Annotated in this window: 14 protein-coding genes; 8 read left to right on the forward strand and 6 right to left on the reverse strand. The window is 69.4% G+C overall.

The window, feature by feature from the left end:
• Positions 1-5 precede the first annotated feature (5 nt).
• Positions 6-1,373 (reverse strand): serine hydrolase, encoded by a 1,368-nt coding sequence (locus ACQRWP_RS33515; RefSeq protein WP_430500118.1) that lies wholly within the window; start codon positions 1,371-1,373, stop codon positions 6-8.
• Positions 1,374-1,524: 151 nt separating this feature from the next.
• Here ACQRWP_RS33515 and ACQRWP_RS33520 point away from each other — a divergent pair, with 151 nt between their 5' ends.
• Complete coding sequence (locus tag ACQRWP_RS33520) at positions 1,525-1,809, forward strand: putative quinol monooxygenase (RefSeq protein ID WP_430500119.1); 285 nt, start codon at positions 1,525-1,527, stop codon at positions 1,807-1,809.
• A 22-nt stretch (positions 1,810-1,831) separates the two neighbouring features.
• Here ACQRWP_RS33520 and ACQRWP_RS33525 read toward each other — a convergent pair whose 3' ends face one another.
• Positions 1,832-3,373 (reverse strand): gluconokinase, encoded by a 1,542-nt coding sequence (locus ACQRWP_RS33525; protein WP_430500121.1) that lies wholly within the window; start codon positions 3,371-3,373, stop codon positions 1,832-1,834.
• Positions 3,374-3,542: 169 nt separating this feature from the next.
• On the opposite strand from ACQRWP_RS33525, the gene ACQRWP_RS33530 reads away from it, so the two are divergent.
• From ACQRWP_RS33530 to ACQRWP_RS33540, 3 genes are all read left to right on the forward strand, one after another.
• A complete protein-coding gene (locus ACQRWP_RS33530; protein WP_430500122.1) occupies positions 3,543-4,694 on the forward strand; it encodes a hypothetical protein in 1,152 nt (383 codons plus the stop codon).
• A 44-nt stretch (positions 4,695-4,738) separates the two neighbouring features.
• Positions 4,739-5,272, forward strand: coding sequence for a WapI family immunity protein (locus ACQRWP_RS33535; RefSeq protein ID WP_430500123.1), 534 nt, complete (start codon positions 4,739-4,741; stop codon positions 5,270-5,272).
• A 189-nt stretch (positions 5,273-5,461) separates the two neighbouring features.
• Entirely contained in the window at positions 5,462-6,598 is a 1,137-nt protein-coding gene (locus ACQRWP_RS33540) for an epoxide hydrolase family protein (protein WP_430500124.1), read from the forward strand.
• Between the two features lie 73 nt (positions 6,599-6,671).
• On the opposite strand, the gene ACQRWP_RS33545 is transcribed toward ACQRWP_RS33540, so the two are convergent.
• On the reverse strand, positions 6,672-7,370 hold the full coding sequence (locus ACQRWP_RS33545) for a hypothetical protein (protein WP_430500125.1): 699 nt from the start codon (positions 7,368-7,370) through the stop codon (positions 6,672-6,674).
• Positions 7,371-7,532: 162 nt separating this feature from the next.
• On the opposite strand from ACQRWP_RS33545, the gene ACQRWP_RS33550 reads away from it, so the two are divergent.
• Positions 7,533-8,753: a hypothetical protein gene (locus ACQRWP_RS33550; RefSeq protein ID WP_430500126.1), complete on the forward strand. Its 1,221-nt coding sequence runs from the start codon at positions 7,533-7,535 to the stop codon at positions 8,751-8,753.
• Positions 8,754-8,785: 32 nt separating this feature from the next.
• Here ACQRWP_RS33550 and ACQRWP_RS33555 read toward each other — a convergent pair whose 3' ends face one another.
• A complete protein-coding gene (locus ACQRWP_RS33555) occupies positions 8,786-9,214 on the reverse strand; it encodes a VOC family protein (RefSeq protein ID WP_430500127.1) in 429 nt (142 codons plus the stop codon).
• Between the two features lie 71 nt (positions 9,215-9,285).
• On the opposite strand from ACQRWP_RS33555, the gene ACQRWP_RS33560 reads away from it, so the two are divergent.
• The 3 genes from ACQRWP_RS33560 (at position 9,286) to ACQRWP_RS33570 (ending at position 10,468) form a co-directional block, all read left to right on the forward strand.
• The gene (locus ACQRWP_RS33560) at positions 9,286-9,585 is read left to right on the forward strand and encodes a helix-turn-helix domain-containing protein (protein ID WP_430500128.1); all 300 of its coding nucleotides are present in this window, start codon (positions 9,286-9,288) and stop codon (positions 9,583-9,585) included.
• A gap of 98 nt (positions 9,586-9,683) precedes the next feature.
• The gene (locus ACQRWP_RS33565; protein WP_430500129.1) at positions 9,684-10,244 is read left to right on the forward strand and encodes an alpha/beta fold hydrolase; all 561 of its coding nucleotides are present in this window, start codon (positions 9,684-9,686) and stop codon (positions 10,242-10,244) included.
• Positions 10,241-10,468 (forward strand): alpha/beta fold hydrolase, encoded by a 228-nt coding sequence (locus ACQRWP_RS33570; protein ID WP_430500130.1) that lies wholly within the window; start codon positions 10,241-10,243, stop codon positions 10,466-10,468. The genes ACQRWP_RS33565 and ACQRWP_RS33570 overlap by 4 nt, the downstream gene beginning before the upstream one ends.
• Before the next feature lie 396 nt (positions 10,469-10,864).
• Here ACQRWP_RS33570 and ACQRWP_RS33575 read toward each other — a convergent pair whose 3' ends face one another.
• Positions 10,865-11,818: an HNH endonuclease gene (locus ACQRWP_RS33575; RefSeq protein ID WP_430500132.1), complete on the reverse strand. Its 954-nt coding sequence runs from the start codon at positions 11,816-11,818 to the stop codon at positions 10,865-10,867.
• Positions 11,819-12,465: 647 nt separating this feature from the next.
• A complete protein-coding gene (locus tag ACQRWP_RS33580) occupies positions 12,466-14,898 on the reverse strand; it encodes a sigma factor-like helix-turn-helix DNA-binding protein (protein ID WP_430500133.1) in 2,433 nt (810 codons plus the stop codon).
• Positions 14,899-14,925 lie beyond the last annotated feature (27 nt).

Below are 14,925 nucleotides of genomic sequence, written 5' to 3' on the forward strand. Positions count from 1 at the left end.
TCGGCTCACTCCTCGACCGCCCCGGCGACCGGAGTGACCAGGAAGTCGTAGACGGTGCGGGCCATTCGCCGGACCGTCTCGTCGCCGGAGGCCATGGGGCCGGCGGTGAGGAACGCGACGGCGGTCTCGGTGCCGGGGATCAGGTAGTAGCCGACGTCGTGTGAGGCGTCCGGCAGGTCACCGGTCTTGTGGGCCACCGGCACGCCCTGTGGCAACGCGGCTGGGATCTTCGTGTTCAGCGTCTGCTCCCGCATGAACCCGATCATCAGGTCGCGGGAGGCGGGGGTGAGGATCTCGCCGTCCCAGACCGCGCCGAGCAGTGACACCACGTCGTCCGGGCTTGTGTAGTTCTCCTCGCCGCGTTGCGCCGCCGCGCTGTCGAGCATCCGGCGGGCCAGGATGGTGGACCGTTGGTTCATCGAGTCGATCAGCGCGTTGACCGGGGCGAACCCACCCAGGTAGGTGATCAGCACGTTCGCGGCCACGTTGTCGCTGTACTTGATCAGGTACTGGGCGAGCCGGCGCAGGGTAACCACCTGCGGGAACGTCTCGAACTGAAGTTGACCGGTGCCGCCGACCACGTCCTCCGGGGTGACCAGCACCCCGTCGTCGAGGAAGACCTGTCCACAGTCGACCCGACGGAGCAGCTCGACGAGGATCCACAGTTTGATGACGCTGGCCGCCTTGGGGCGCAGCGATCCGTTGACGGCGATCTGCTGGTCGCCGTAGCGGCCGGACAGGTCGCGGACGGTGACTCCGGCCGGGTTGAGGCTCGCGTCGGCGACCACCCGGGCGAGCTGCCCGCTGAGCGGGAACAGCCGGGCCCCGGCGACCGGGTCGGTGGGTGGCTGCGGGCTGGTGACCACCACGCCGGTCAGCGTCGTCGGCGGGCGGTGCCGTTGGATCACCTCCAGCGTGCCCTCGCTGCGCCCGACCAGCGGCACCCGGTAGCGGTAGGCGGTGCCTCCGACGACGACCGCCCCGCTGGCCACCCCGGCGGCGACCCGCATGGTCGGGTCGGCGACCCGACCGGTGTCGCCGTCGCAGGCGCGGTAGCGCACGGTGCGCCCGAGGGAGTCCACCGCGAACACCCCGCCGGGAAACGACAGCCAGGACACCTCGCTGGTCGGCGGGCGCTCCGGCGACGGGTCCACCCCGGGCTCGTGGCTCTGACCGTCGCCGGACTCAACCCCGTACCCCGGCTCGGTCGTCTGCGCCGGGTCCGCGACCGGCCCGCGGCCCGGGCCGTCCGCGGTGGCCGGCCCGGTCGTCGCGAGCACCGCGAGCGCAACCGCCGCCGTCAGTACCTTCAGGGGTACGCGGGCAGACTTCCCCAGCAGGGAAGATGAGCGCCTCTTGTCGCTTTTTCTCACGTTTGCACGATATGAAGCGCCGGAGGCTGGTGAGACCGGCGGGACCGGCGTCACCCGTCCGGGCGGCAATGTCCCGGCGAGCGCCATGACCCACGGGTATAAATATGACCCACAGGCATCAGGCTTCCCAGCCACTCACCCCGGAGGACCCATGCTGATCATCGCCGGCAGTCTGCAGGTCGAACCGGCCGCACGGGAGGCGTACCTGTCCGGCTGCGAAGAGGTCATCTCGCGGGCGCGCGCCGCCGCCGGTTGCCTCGACTTCCTGCTGGCGGCCGACCCGCTGGAGCCCGGCCGGATCCACGTCTACGAACGGTGGGAGTCCGCAGAGCAGCTGGCGGCGTTCCGTGGCTCCGGGCCGGAGGACGCGCAGGAAGCGGCCATCCTCGACGCCGACGTGCAGCGCTACGTGATCGCCAGCGTCGAGGCACCCTGACCCGACGGCGAGCCGGCAGCGGTCACGCCTGTGGTTCGGGGCCGGTGGGCAGGCCGGGTGCCATCCGACGGATCGAGGCGAAGGTGGGCGTGAGGGCCTCGTACAGCTCGGCGAAGAGCGGCAGCAGCGCCGCGTAGGTGGCGGCGGCGGCCGGGTCGGGGCGGACCGTCTCCTCGATCCGCACCAGGTCGGCGGCGACGTCGATGCTGGGGATCAGCCCGAGCGCCTCCATGCCGAGCAGCGCCGCGCCGAAGCTCGACCCCTCGTGCGCGGCCGGGAAGCTCACCGGCAGGCCGAGGGCATCGGCGAGCATCTGCCGCCACAGGCCGCTGCGGGCGAAGCCGCCACCGGCCCGGACCTCCCGGACCTCGTTGCCGGCTGCGCGCACCGAGCTGAGCACCAGCGCGAGTTGCTGGCAGACGCCCTCCAATGCGGCCCGCACCAGATGCTCGCGACGGTGTGCGTGGGTCAACCCCACGTACGCGCCGCGCGGCAGGGCGCTCCAGTGCGGTGCCCGTTCGCTGTGCAGGTACGGCAGCATGATGAGCCCACCCGAACCGACCGGCGCGCGGGCCGCCAGGGCGACCAGGTCCTCCTCGGAGTGCTCGCCCAGGTCCGGGGCGAGTGCCGCGCCGGCCCACTTGAGCACGATGCCGCCGTTGTTGATCGCGCCACCGACCGCCCAACGCTGCTCGGTCAGCGCGTAGCAGAACACCCCGCCGAGCGGGTCCACACCGGGCCGCTCGACCATCACCCGCATCGCGCCGCTGGTGCCGATCGAGCAGGCCACCATGCCGGGGTGCACAGCGCCCAGGCCCAGGTTCGCCAGCGGTCCGTCGCCCGCGCCGACCACCACCGGGGTGCGCTCCGGCAGGCCGGTCTCCGCAGCGGCCTGCGGGATCAGGTTGGGCAGCACGGCGGTGGTGGCGACGAGCTGCGGAAGCTGCTCCGGGGTGATGCCGGCGATGGTCAGCGCCTCGCGGTCCCACTCCAGCTTGTGGATGTCGAGCAGGCCGGTGGCCGAGGCGATCGAGTGGTCGGTGACCAGCTCGCCGCAGAGCCGCAGCAGCACCCAGTCCTTGATGCCCACCCAGTGCGCCACCCGCTCGAAGAGTTTCGGCTCCTGCTCGGCGAACCAGAGCAGCTTGGGCAGCGGCGACATCGGGTGCATCGGCGTGCCGGTGCGCCGGTGCAGGGCCAGCCCCGACGGCACCGCCCGCAATCGCTCCGCCTGCCGGGTGGACCGCGAATCGGCCCAGGTCACCGATGGAGTGAGCGGATTGCCGTCCCGGTCCAACCCGATCAGGCTGTGCATGGCGGAGCCGAACGACAGCCCGGCCACCGGCTGGACCAGCTCGGCCACGACGATGCTGATCGACTTGAACACCGCTTCGAGGATGAGCTGCGGGTCCTGCTCGGCGTAGCCGGGTTGCGGGTTGTTCAACGGGTAGCCGACCAGGTGACTGCCGAGCTGCCGCCCGTCGGTGTCGTACGCGACGGCCTTCGTGCTGGTGGTGCCGATGTCGACCCCGATCACGACCCCGGGCAGCGTGACTGCCGGCACGACCGCCACCCCCCTCAGGAAACGTGAATCGACGCAAGCGTATCGCCCTATCGTGCTATTTGCTCCGCCGATCGGGTAGTTCGCCCGTTTCGGCGTGTCCGGACGCCGCGCCGGACCTGTTAAACCCGTGACACCCCAGATTGGTGGCCAGCGCGGCGAAGGAGTCGGCGTGGCGAAGACTGATTCGACGGGTTCCACATGGCGGTACCGGTGGGCGCACCGGCAGAACGTGCGGCGGGTCAGCACGTACCGCGGCGCCGAGACGGCGTGGCGGCGACGCGACGACGAGTTACGGCGGCTGCGCGCCCTGGCCGCCGACTTCCAGGGCTCGACAGCCGCCGGCGCCGGGCTGGCGTTGGAGTTGGCCGCCGACGAGGTGGTGCTCTGGGCACTACCCGCCGCGCAACTGGTCGAGGTGCGGCACACCACAGTGCTGCCCGCGCCGGACCTCACGATCGCCCCCGGAACCGGGCCGCTGCGCCCGCGTCGCCCGGACGGCGTACGCGTCACCGACGCCGGCATGGCCGTGATCACCAGCCGTCGACTCGTACTGCTCGGCGGGCGGGGCCGGCGCGACTGGGCGTACGGCCGAATAACCGGCCTGGCCCACGACCCGGCGGCGCCGGTCACACTGATACAGGTGTTGGACCGGCGGCGTACCTCCGGGTTGTTGCTGCCCACCAACGCCGCGCCGGACTTCCGGTTCAAGCTCACGCTGGCCTTCGCCGACGCGATCGAACAGCGCGCCGCGGTGATCGCCCAGCTCGACGAGCTGATCGCCGAGCACGCCCAGCTCAAGCCATTCCGGCCGGCCGCGGCCACCCCCGGGCAGGCCCGACTGTCGTCGTTCGTGCCCGGTGGCCGCAGGACCATCGCGGTGGCGGCGGCCATCGCGCTGCTGGTGCCGGCGGCGCTGATCGAGTCGGACCCGTCCGACCCGACCGGTGGCGCGGAGGTCGCCGCCGCCGCCACCCCGGCGCCCACCACCAGCGGGGCACCCGTGCTGATCCGCCCGGCCGGCCCGGCGCTCGCGCTGAAAAACCCGCCGCCGAAGCAGACGAAGTCACCACGCCCGTCGCCCAGCGCGACCCAGGGCCCGCGCTGCGGGGCACCGGAGAACCCGCTGGGGTACGGCTTCTGTGGCGGCACGCGGATCCGCAAGCCGGCCACCGAGGTGTGCGACTGGTTCGACTGCGTACCGGAGTTCTGGGCGGGACGCGGTTACCTCGTGCAGTGCCGTGACGGGTCGGTCAGCCTGGCCGGCGGCCGGTCCAACGCCTGCGCCGAGCACCAGGGCGTGCGGCGGACCATCACGAAGTGACCGATTCGGGGCTAAAGTCCGCTTCGCTCGGCCAGAATGATCGAGTGGAGATCCGGTCTGACGATGGCGCTCGGGTGCGGGTACGCCCCGTCGGCTACCAGCCCGGCATCGACCCGCCCGACGACCCCGAAGGGGCCACGCCCGGCTGGCACGACTGGCTGCTCATCGAGGTGGACGCCCGCACCGCCGACGGCCAGACCTGGTCACACCACTACCCGAGCCTCATGGTCGAGGAGGCCCGCGCGCTCGGCGGCTGGCTGCACGGGCAGGCCACCGCCGCACTCGGGCTGAGCGCGCCCCCGGCGATGGTCCGCTTCACCGAACCCAACCTGGCCCTGCGCAGCCGGGTGCTGCGCCGCCGCCGGCTGGAGCTGATCGTGGAGTTCTCCGCCGAGTCGCTGCCACCGTGGATGCGCCGCCCGTCCACAGCGATCTACCCGCTGATCCTCACCGTCTCCGCGGACGCCCTCGCCACCGCCGCCGAGCACTGGGCCGAGCACTGCGAGGCGTACCCACCGCGTACCCAGTCGCGGTTCCCGACCCACGGCCCGCAGCCGTACCGACGGCGGGCCGGCTGACCGCCTGCCGCGCGAGCTCCCTTGTTCCTCAGCGTGAAGGTGGCGGCGCGGCCCGTGTAGGGTGATCTTCGTCAGCCACGAGAGGAGGTGAGCCCGGTGACCACCCATCGTCATTCCTGGGCGCTCCTCTTGGCCGTCCCCCTCAGCTGACCTCTCGCGTCGGGGAGCGCCCTCCTTATCGGAGGACCAATGTCTGTCTCTTCGTTCCGCATCGACGTGTCCGATGCGGTTCTCGACGACCTGCGGGCCCGACTGGCCCGTACCCGCTTCACCGACCGCAGCGGCACCCAGCCGTGGCAGGGCGGTGTCGATCCTGACTACCTGCGGGACCTGGTGTCCTACTGGCAGGGCGGGTTCGACTGGCGGGCTCGTGAAGCCGGGCTCAACGCGTACCCCCAGCACCTGGCCCTCGTTGGCGGCCGGAAGCTGCACTTCCTGCACGTCCGGGCCGCGCGCCCGGCCGGTGCGCCCGCGCCGTTGCCGTTGCTGCTCAGCCACGGCTGGCCCAGCAGCTTCGTCGAGATGCTGCCGCTGGTCGACCGGCTGACCGACCCCGACCGGCCCGGCGGCGCGTTCGACGTGGTGGTGCCCTCACTGCCCGGCTTCGGCTTCTCGGAGGCGCCGAACGAGCCGGTGACCCGGGCGCTGCTGGCTCGGACCCTGCACGAGCTGATGACCGACGTGCTCGGCTACGAGCGCTACGGCGCCTTCGGCGGCGACGTCGGGGGAGTGGTCACCGGCTGGCTCGGTGCCCTGTATCCGGAGCAGGTGGCTGGCATCCACATGATCCATCCACCGTTCCCGGCCAGCTTCGACGCCCGTCCACCGTCACCGGCCGAGCAGGCGTACCTGGACGCCGAGGCCGCGTACGACGAGACCGACGGCGGCTACAGCGCCATCATGGGCACCCGCCCGGACACCCTGGCGGCGGCGCTCGCCGACTCACCCGCCGGGCTGGCCGCGTGGCTCGTCGACAAGTACCGGGACTGGAGCGACAACCACGGTGACCTGGCGAACAGCATCGACCGGGACACCCTGCTCACCATCATCACCCTGTACTGGGTGACGGGCACTATCGGCTCGTCGTTCCGGCAGTACGCCGACTTCGACCACAACACCCCACGACCAATGATCACCGTGCCCGCCGCGTTCACGGTGAGCACCGAACCCTCGCAGACCAACTTCCCCCGCTCGATCGCCGAGCGGGCCTGCACCGACATCCGGCACTGGAGCGAGCCGGGCCGGGGCGGGCACTTCATGCCGCTGGAGGAGCCGGACCTGCTCGCCGGTGAGCTGAGGCAGTTCTTCACCTCGCTGCGCTCGTAGTTGCTGTAGTTCGCCCCTCCCTGTTCTGCCTGGCGGCTGCTCTGGTCTCACCGGAGCGGCCGTCGGCACCGGGCTACGCGCCGCCGAGCGACGCCTTGACTGCGTCGATGGCATCGAGCAACTCCTCGTTGTACGTGAAGCCGTCCTCGACAATGGTCATGTTGACCCCGCATTCGCGCTGCCGTGCCCGCAGCAGGGTTTCCTCTACCGGGGCTACCGGGAAGGCCAGCGGGTCGAGACCTTGCGCGGAGCTCAGGTCCTCGATCTGGAGCCACTTGTTGTACTCGCCCTCGTAGACGATCACACCGGCGGCGATGCCCCGGGTCCACTGGTCGAAGAGCGTGGCCAGGCTGGTGGCGGCACGCACCGAGTCCCACGCGTCGGGCGAGATCTCGTAGCGCCAGATCTCGCCCTCGTGCTCGCCCGCCAGGACGAAGGTGAAGATGGCGTATTCGAAATGGAAGAGCGGCAGTTGGTGCCGCCAGGGGAACGGCGTGCCGATCGACAGCCCCAGATCGTCCAGCGCGTCCGGGCCTTCCGGCCAGGAGATCAGCCATCCGCCGTTGGGCAGCAACCGCCGCTCGGGCCAGCGCTGCGACTGCAACCAGGTCAGTTGCTCCGCGACGTGATCCACGCCGAAGATCCGGTGGACCACGTCCGGCGGTTGCCCGGTCGGCGACTCGCCCTGGTCAGGCCAGTCGAGGCCGGCGGCCGTCGCCGCGAGGCGATAGCCGCGTACCGCGTCGCGCAGCACGCGCAGGTCATCAAGCATCAGGAAGCTCCTCGGCCACCGGGGTCCTGCGCAGGCTAGCTTCGCTGCACCGACTCTGGTGTCCGTCAATACTCTCCTTTCGGGCGCAACGGGATGCATCGATCTCGGCGGCGTTGCCTGTCACGTACGTGAGCGGTTGTACCGCGTGTGACAGTGACCTCTGTGTCCTGCGCCCCCTGGCGGATCGCCTGGGCCGAGCGCGAGAACGAGCGCCGGCAGCGCGCGTACCGCGACGCCACCGACGCCTGGCGGCACCGCGACGACCACCTGGCCCGGCTCCGCATCGAAGCCGCCAGCTTCCTCGGGTGTACGCAGCCCCGCACCGGCCTACCGGTGGACCTCGACGACGACGAACTCGTCTTCCGGGTTCTTCCCGTCGCCACGCTCGTCGAGGCCGAGGCGCGGCACATCCCCGGCCTGCCCCGGCCGGGCGGCTTCTGTTCCTTCGCTGAGGCTTCTTCCCAGGCGTTGCCGGCGGGCCTGCGTGTCGTCGACACCGGCATGGCCGTCGTGACCAGCCACCGGGTGGCCTTCGGCGGCCGTGAGCACAGGCGCGAGTGGCGGTACGCCGACCTGGTCGGCCCCGCCCACCACCCCGACGTGCCGGTCACCCTGCTGCCCGACCGCTGTCGACTTCAGGGGCTGCTGGTCCCGGCCAATGCCTCGGTGAACTTCCGCTTCTATCTCACCCTCGCGGCTGCCGACGATCGCGCTGCCGTCATCGTGCAGGTCGACGCGCTGCTGGCCGCGCATCGAGCCGACCCGCCGGCGCCTCTTATGTTGGTGGAACCCGACGACGCGCCGCTGACGGCGGTACGCCCCGACCGGCGGGCGCTCGGTGCTGCCGCCGTCGCTGCCGTGGTGTTCGTGACGATCGGCCCGGGCGCTCTGGGTCCTGGCGCGTCAGGTCCTGGCGGGCCGGTGCCCTCGGCGGAGATCGTCGCCTTGGACGTGCCGAGGGCCGGGGGTGTCCTCGTTCCGACCGGTCCCGTCGGGCCGGTGGCACCCAGGTCGAGGGTCGGCTCGGCCGACAGTGCCGTCTGGAGCCCGCCGTACGCTCCGGCTGTCCGGCCGGCGGTTGCGACAGTTGTCTCCACAGTGGCGAAACCTGCTGTCGTGGTGGCCCTGCCGCCGGCCTTGCCGCCAGCCGTTGTCCCGACCCCGTCGGCCAGTTCGGTGTCGACGCCGGGGCCGGTCCCCACCGCGGAACCACCCGCGTCAGCCCTGCCGACGCCGCCCGTCGCGCAGGCCTCGCCGACGCCGACCCCAACTGTTACGGCGACCGCGACGCCTTCGCCGGGTCCAGGGCTGCTGGCGATCTGCCTGGATCCTCTCCAACTGCCGTTGCTGGACCCGCTGCTCTGCCCGTCTCCGGCGCCCTGATCAGCGATCGTGCCTGACGTTCTGGCGTTTGCTCAGCTCATGGCGCTGAAGTCGGGGACGGTCAGGGTGCCGTCCTCGGCGAGGGTGAAGCCCGGGTTCCAGGCGATCTCCCAGAGGTGGCCGTCCGGGTCGGCGAAGTAGCCGGCGTAGCCGCCGTAGAAGGTTTCCCGGGCCGGCTTGGTGATCGTGGCGCCGGCCTTGGCCGCCGTGGCGATGACCTCGTCGACCTCGGCTCGGGAGCGGACGTTCTGGGCGAGGGTCATCGCGCCGGTGCCCGGCCCTTCGATGCCGGCGTCGTCGGCTAGCTTGTCGCGGCCCCAGAGGACGAGGGCCAAGCCGCCGGCCTGGAAGAAGACCGTCTCCTCGACTTCTTGGCCCTGCCAGCCGAGCTGCTCGTAGAACGCCTTCGCGCGGGCCACGTCCGCGACTCCCAGAGTGATGAGGCTGATGCGCTGCTCCATGGTCTTCAACCTAACGCTCGGAGCACGTTCGCACCCCTCATCCCATAGCATCGACGCTATGAGGTGGAGCGATGAGTGATCGCCTGGACTGGAACGACCTGCGTGAGCGCCGGATGGCGGAGCCGGGGGCGGCCGAGACCTACGAAGCCACCCGGATCGCCTTCCAGCTTGGGCAGGAGGTGCGCCACCTGCGGGAAGGGCACGGCTGGAGCCAGAGCCAGTTGGCCCGCGCCGCCGGCATGACTCAGTCCGCGGTGGCCCGTTTCGAGGCAGGCGGGACCGTGCCGACCCTGCCGGTCCTGGAGCGGCTAGCCCGAGCCTTGGACAGGCGACTGGACGTCAGGTTCACGCCGAACGCGGACGCAGCCTGACTGCCTCCGACGCTTTATCGCGATCAACGGCCCACCTGTTCGCAAGACGGAAGCCGACGGTTGTTGATCTAGGATTCCTGGTCATCCGGGAGTTCTTCATGGTTGGCGGTCGGAGGCTCTCGTATCTGGACTTTGGCGGTTCGGGTACGCCTCTCCTGGCTCTGCACGGGCACTACAACGAGGCGTCGGCATTCACGCCGCTGGCCGAGGCGTTGACACCGCAATGGCGGGTGATCGCGCTCGATCAGCGTGGGCATGGAGCGTCCGCCCGTGCCGAGAGCTACGAGCGGGAGGACTACGTTGCCGACGTCGCCGCGCTCCACCAGCATCTGAAGGTCGGCCCGGCCGTGGTGCTGGGTCACTCTCTCGGCGGGGTGAACGCCTACCAGTGCGCCAGCCGGCACGCCGATCGGGTCACCGCGCTGATCGTCGAGGACATCGGCGCGGTCGTGGACTGCGACTGGTCGTTCACCACCAGCCTTCCTCGCCGCGCGCCATCCCGCGATGCACTGGCCTCGGCCCTGGGCGGGCGGCTCCCGATCTGGAGTGCTCCTTCCGCCAATCGAAGGACGGCTGGGGCTTCTCGTTCGAGATTGATGACACGGTGGCGCCCCAGAAAGCGCTCAACGGTGACCACTGGAAGGATTGGGCAGCGGTGACCTGCCCCACCCTTCTGATCCGCGGAACACGCAGTGACGAGCTGGCGGCCGATCACGCGCGCGAGATGATCGCCCGTCGCCCGGGTCAGGCCCGGTTCGTCGAGCTGCCAGCAGGTCACGTCGTACATCACGATGCTCAAGCGCAGTTCGCCGCTGCGGTCAGCGCCTTCCTGTCCGAGTCGGTCGGCGTACTTGGTGGAGGGGGAGTGGTGCCTCCGGATTGACCAGCGTGACTGAGAACAGGTCGGCCTGCGCAGCGCGCCGGCTTCCCGCCAAATTCGCTCCAGCCGGGCATCGCACTCGGTCAGCGACACCGACGGCCCTCGGAGGCTGAGGTGCAGCATGTCCAGCAAGCAGCCGTCCGCCACCGGCGTGCTCGCCGGCGACCCAAATCAGCCCGTCCAGCCGATTGACCTCATCAATGTGCCGCAACCGGCCGGTTGCTCGGCGAGCTCGCGGTCGTTCGGCCGGGGCGTTCTGGGTCGCGACGTGTGCCGGGCGCCGCAGCCGGGCCCCACCCGCCGATGCTCGCCGACCGGTAGACGCCTTCGATCTCCGGGCCTGTCTCCGCAGGAACTCGGCCGGACTGAGCCAGTTACTCGACTGCCGATAGCCCCTTTCTAGAAGCTTGTGCCCTGCTGGTTCCAGAGATCTGTGGCCCATCTCAGATGAGCCAACAGGTACTCCTCACGTGGACGGACCTGAGGCGGGATGGCCAGTTTCCTTCCGCCGAGCTGAACCAGATCTGGAAACGGGTCGAGAGAAGGACTCAGGCGTACCACCCAATTCGAGGGATCGATAGCGAGGAGGAGGCAGTCGAAGAGCGAGTGGAGGTCTCGGCGAAGGAGGACGCCGCCGGCGATATCATGCTTCGGTGTGTCGCAGTAGCGGTATAGGTGGGCCGCTTCGATGGCTTGCGGGGGTTGCGGTCCGGTTATGAGACAGCGGTCCCCGAATCGTTGGCGCAGTACCTGCCGGAACTGAGCTTGACCGATGCGAACCTGACCCAGCCTGGAGCGATGGCCACCCGGTAGCCGTGGGTCGGTGGCTTCGACCCACCATCGGAGGCCGGGATCGTAGGCCTGTCCGAGCAGCTGGGTGATCAGTTCAGGGTGCAGTGGCCGTATCGATTGCTGAGCCGATCGATTGAGATATGCAGACGCTACATCCGTCGCCCGAAGGTCTGCTGTCGGCCTCCAAGTGCGAGCGTAGTCGCACACATGAACGGTGACATTGATCTGTTCCTGAGCGGGTTCGTCGAACAGATTCTGGCAGGGCGAGCACTTGTAGCGCGGGGTCAATTGCTTTCGTGTCTTGAAGGCGGTATTGCCGCAGCGCGGGCAGCGACGCCTCACCTTCGTCGCCGTCTCAGTCTGGACGTCGTCGATCCAGCCGACGCCGAGCACATGGCTACCGTTGCGCAGTACCGCCAGATCACCTGGTTGAACAGCGCGGTGGTTCGGAACCGTGCTGTCCCAGGCGTACTTGCTGCCGAGAACGTCGGTGTACCCGAGGTTTCCGGCGAACTGCCGCTCCGACTCGTCGATGGTCAGCAGACTCCATGCACGGTTCATGGCAGAGGTTTCTACAGCAAGCGCACCAGCTCCGCTGCCCCTCAGTAGTGAACCCACGGGGCGCTTCGGGCAGTCGATCGGTCCTGCTCAAGCCCTCGTCCCGCTTTAAATTTGTGGCGGTTCGGGGATCCCGTCGGCAGGACTCGGGCCGAAGCCGTGACAGGACGTCCATCGGCCGGACAGGCGCCGTCCGGGTCCGAGCTGGAGGGACGGGAACTGGAAGCGTCCTTCCACGCGGCGATGGTGAGGACCTACGAGCGGGCTCGGAACGAGGCGAACTACACGCAGGTCTGCTGCTCAGGATGGTTACGGCGAAGGGCGGGTTGGCGATGGCCCGACAGTTGCTGGCCAACCCTGCGGTCTCCGACGGGTTCACGGACCTCTGGGAGCGGGGTCGCGTGGATCTGACAGCCGAGGCGGTCGTACTGCATCCGCAGTTCCGACCGCTCTTCACCCGGCGAGGAACTGGCCGTTGCCAGCAGCCGGGTGGCTGGCGCATCTTCGAACCACTCCTGACCGGACGCCGAGGCGGCCGTCACCTCCACCTCCGGATGGGGGTTACGGCCGCCTCGGTCGTTTCGAGCGTCCAGCGAACGGGTCGCTAGCGGCCCTCCGCGTCGTCTCCGTCAGCCCTGTTGCCCTCCGCCTTACGCGCGCAGGAGTCGGGTCGTGCTCCTGTAGCGTTCAGCCGCCGCGCTGCCCGGCTGGAAGTATTCGACGAGGCCCGTCGTCGTATCATCAGGGCCGAGAATCGACACCGAGCGCTCCTCAGCCGCCGCCTGGGTGATGCTGAACGCTTCATTCTCGCGGATCCAGCAGACGATCCGCTCCCCATGCGTCCGGGGCCTGACGACCGTTACGTTCGCGCGGAACCTCGAGGCGTCCATTGAGCTGTCATCGACGTATCTGGCCCAGCCCGTGATCTTTTCGCCGTCGTGCACGGGAACATCGGCGTGCAGTTGGTAAGCCAGCACAGCCGCCTCCGCCTCGTGCGGCCGAACCCAACCGACACTGCGATAGCCCGTCGGCACCGGTACCCAGCCCCTGCCCGTCGCAAGCTGATCGTCGTCCTGATCCGCGGATTCGCTCTCGGTCAGTTCGTCCGTGTCCGTGCTGTGGTTGTCCAGGTCGTCATTGGCCGTTGTTTCGCCTCCGCCATCTGCGTCGCCGGGTCCGCTGCGCTGCCCTGTCTCTGCAGCGCGATCAACACCCTCCGCCTGGTTCGCCCACTGATGCCGGGGGCGCGTCCACACCTGCTCGAGCAGCCCCGCGATGTCGTCGTCACCGCGCTGCCGGTAGGCCGCAAGAATACGCCGGGGCTTCGCATCGAGCGGAAGACCAACTGCATCGGCGAGCGCCATCGTCGCCTCTTCTGGGGTCCCGACTCCCTCGGCTCCAATCAACGCCACGGCCTGGTCCAGCTGGTCCGCCTCCGGGTCGACCTGATCCTCGATGGAGAGGTTGAAGCGACCGTACGGACCGAACTCGAGAAATGCCGTCTGTCCCGCGCGCGCTTCGAGCCGATCCAGGAACCTCTTGATGGTGCCGCTCGCAGGCTGCAGCCCCGTCCACCGGATGCTCTGGGTGCCGAGCTCCGACTCCAGCTCCACCACCTCCCCTTGAGAGCATCCGACGAGGTTTGCCACGCCAGAGGGGACGGGGAAGCCGGAACCACGAAGGTGGTCCCTGGTAATGGTGATGCGGAACTTCCACCAGACGTCGTGACGGAAGAGGCGGCGGGTGGCAGTTGGGGACTTCCGCGGTGCCACCGGCGATTCACGACGTCGCACGACGCCCTGCGCGATCTCGTAGTCGCCGTTGCCGGCGTAGGCTTGGACGCTGCTGGACGACACGTCAAAACGGCTGGTGATGGACTCGATCAGCCGGTCGATCTCGATTTCGCCTCCCGCTGCGGCGAGCTCCAGGCCGATCTGCTGTCGGATGGACGTGTACTCCTCCACCTCCCAGCTGGCGAGCCCCCACGTCGCCCGGTCGGTCCTGACGAAGCGCTCGTCCTCGCCCAGCTGGTTGGCGAGGCTACGGATGCTGTTGTCCCGGCCCATCTGCAGCTGCAGCTCGTCGATGTGGAGAGGCTCGCCCGTCGCTGCCAGCAGCCCTGCCGCATGATCGCTGAGCGATCGGATGCGGGTCAAGATCTGGTTGTTGTGCAGCGTGTAGCCGCACCAGGTCAACCAGTCGAGCAGCTCGCTCCTGGGCATGGCGGTGGCTGCGGTGACCGCGGCGAGGTCAACCAGACCGTGTTCGGTCGCGAAGTCCTCGAGTAGCGTTCGCGTCTGCTCGCGGGCGGCATTCACGTCGGGCGCCGCGGCCCATCCGTCGGTGACCTCGAAGTAGTCATCGAGGCGGTCGAGCACCAGCCACAGCGGCACGTCGACGCCGGGAACCTCACGGGCGAGATCAGGGTGCAGCGTGATCAGGCGGTCCAGCGCGGCGATCGGTTGGATCTCAGCTCGGAGACTGGCGAGGAGATTGCCGATGCTGGTGCCGAAGTGGAAGGTCCCGGCGAGCAGGTCCCTGATCTTGTTCTCGATCTGACGCACACGCTCCCGCGAAACATCGAACTCGCTTGCGAGTTGGGCGAGCGTTTTCGGGGGTCTGCCGAGGAACCTGTCTCGCAGGATCCGCAACTGTCGATCATCGAGCTCGGACAGGAGCGCGGTGAACTCGAGGACGGGATCGGAGCTGCCGTTCTCGGCGGCGATGTCTCCGGCGGTCAGAGAGTTCAGCCGGAGCGCCACCTCCTGGATCTGCTCGGGCGCACCGTCCTCGATGACGACCTTCAGCAGGGACTGCTCGCCGCTTTGTCGGATGTGGCGCCACGCTGCCAGTTGCCCAAGGTCCTCGAGCAACTGTGCCTGCGCCGGGGGCAGCGCCGCCGCCGGCGCAGGCTCCGCTCGATCCTCGCTTTCGAGGAGGTCCCCGTCATTCAGGTCACCCGACCGGATGATGGCGGCGGACACGAGCGCGGAGATGACCTCCTCGACCGTGCCCTGTCCCGTGCCGCGGACGTCATACAGGTCCCTGACCGACAGCGACTCAAGATCAGCGACGGTCTGCACCTGAAGTCGCTGGAACGCGGTTCTGGC

It is taken from the genome of Micromonospora trifolii, from assembly GCF_050516465.1.
Taxonomy (GTDB): domain Bacteria; phylum Actinomycetota; class Actinomycetes; order Mycobacteriales; family Micromonosporaceae; genus Micromonospora; species Micromonospora trifolii.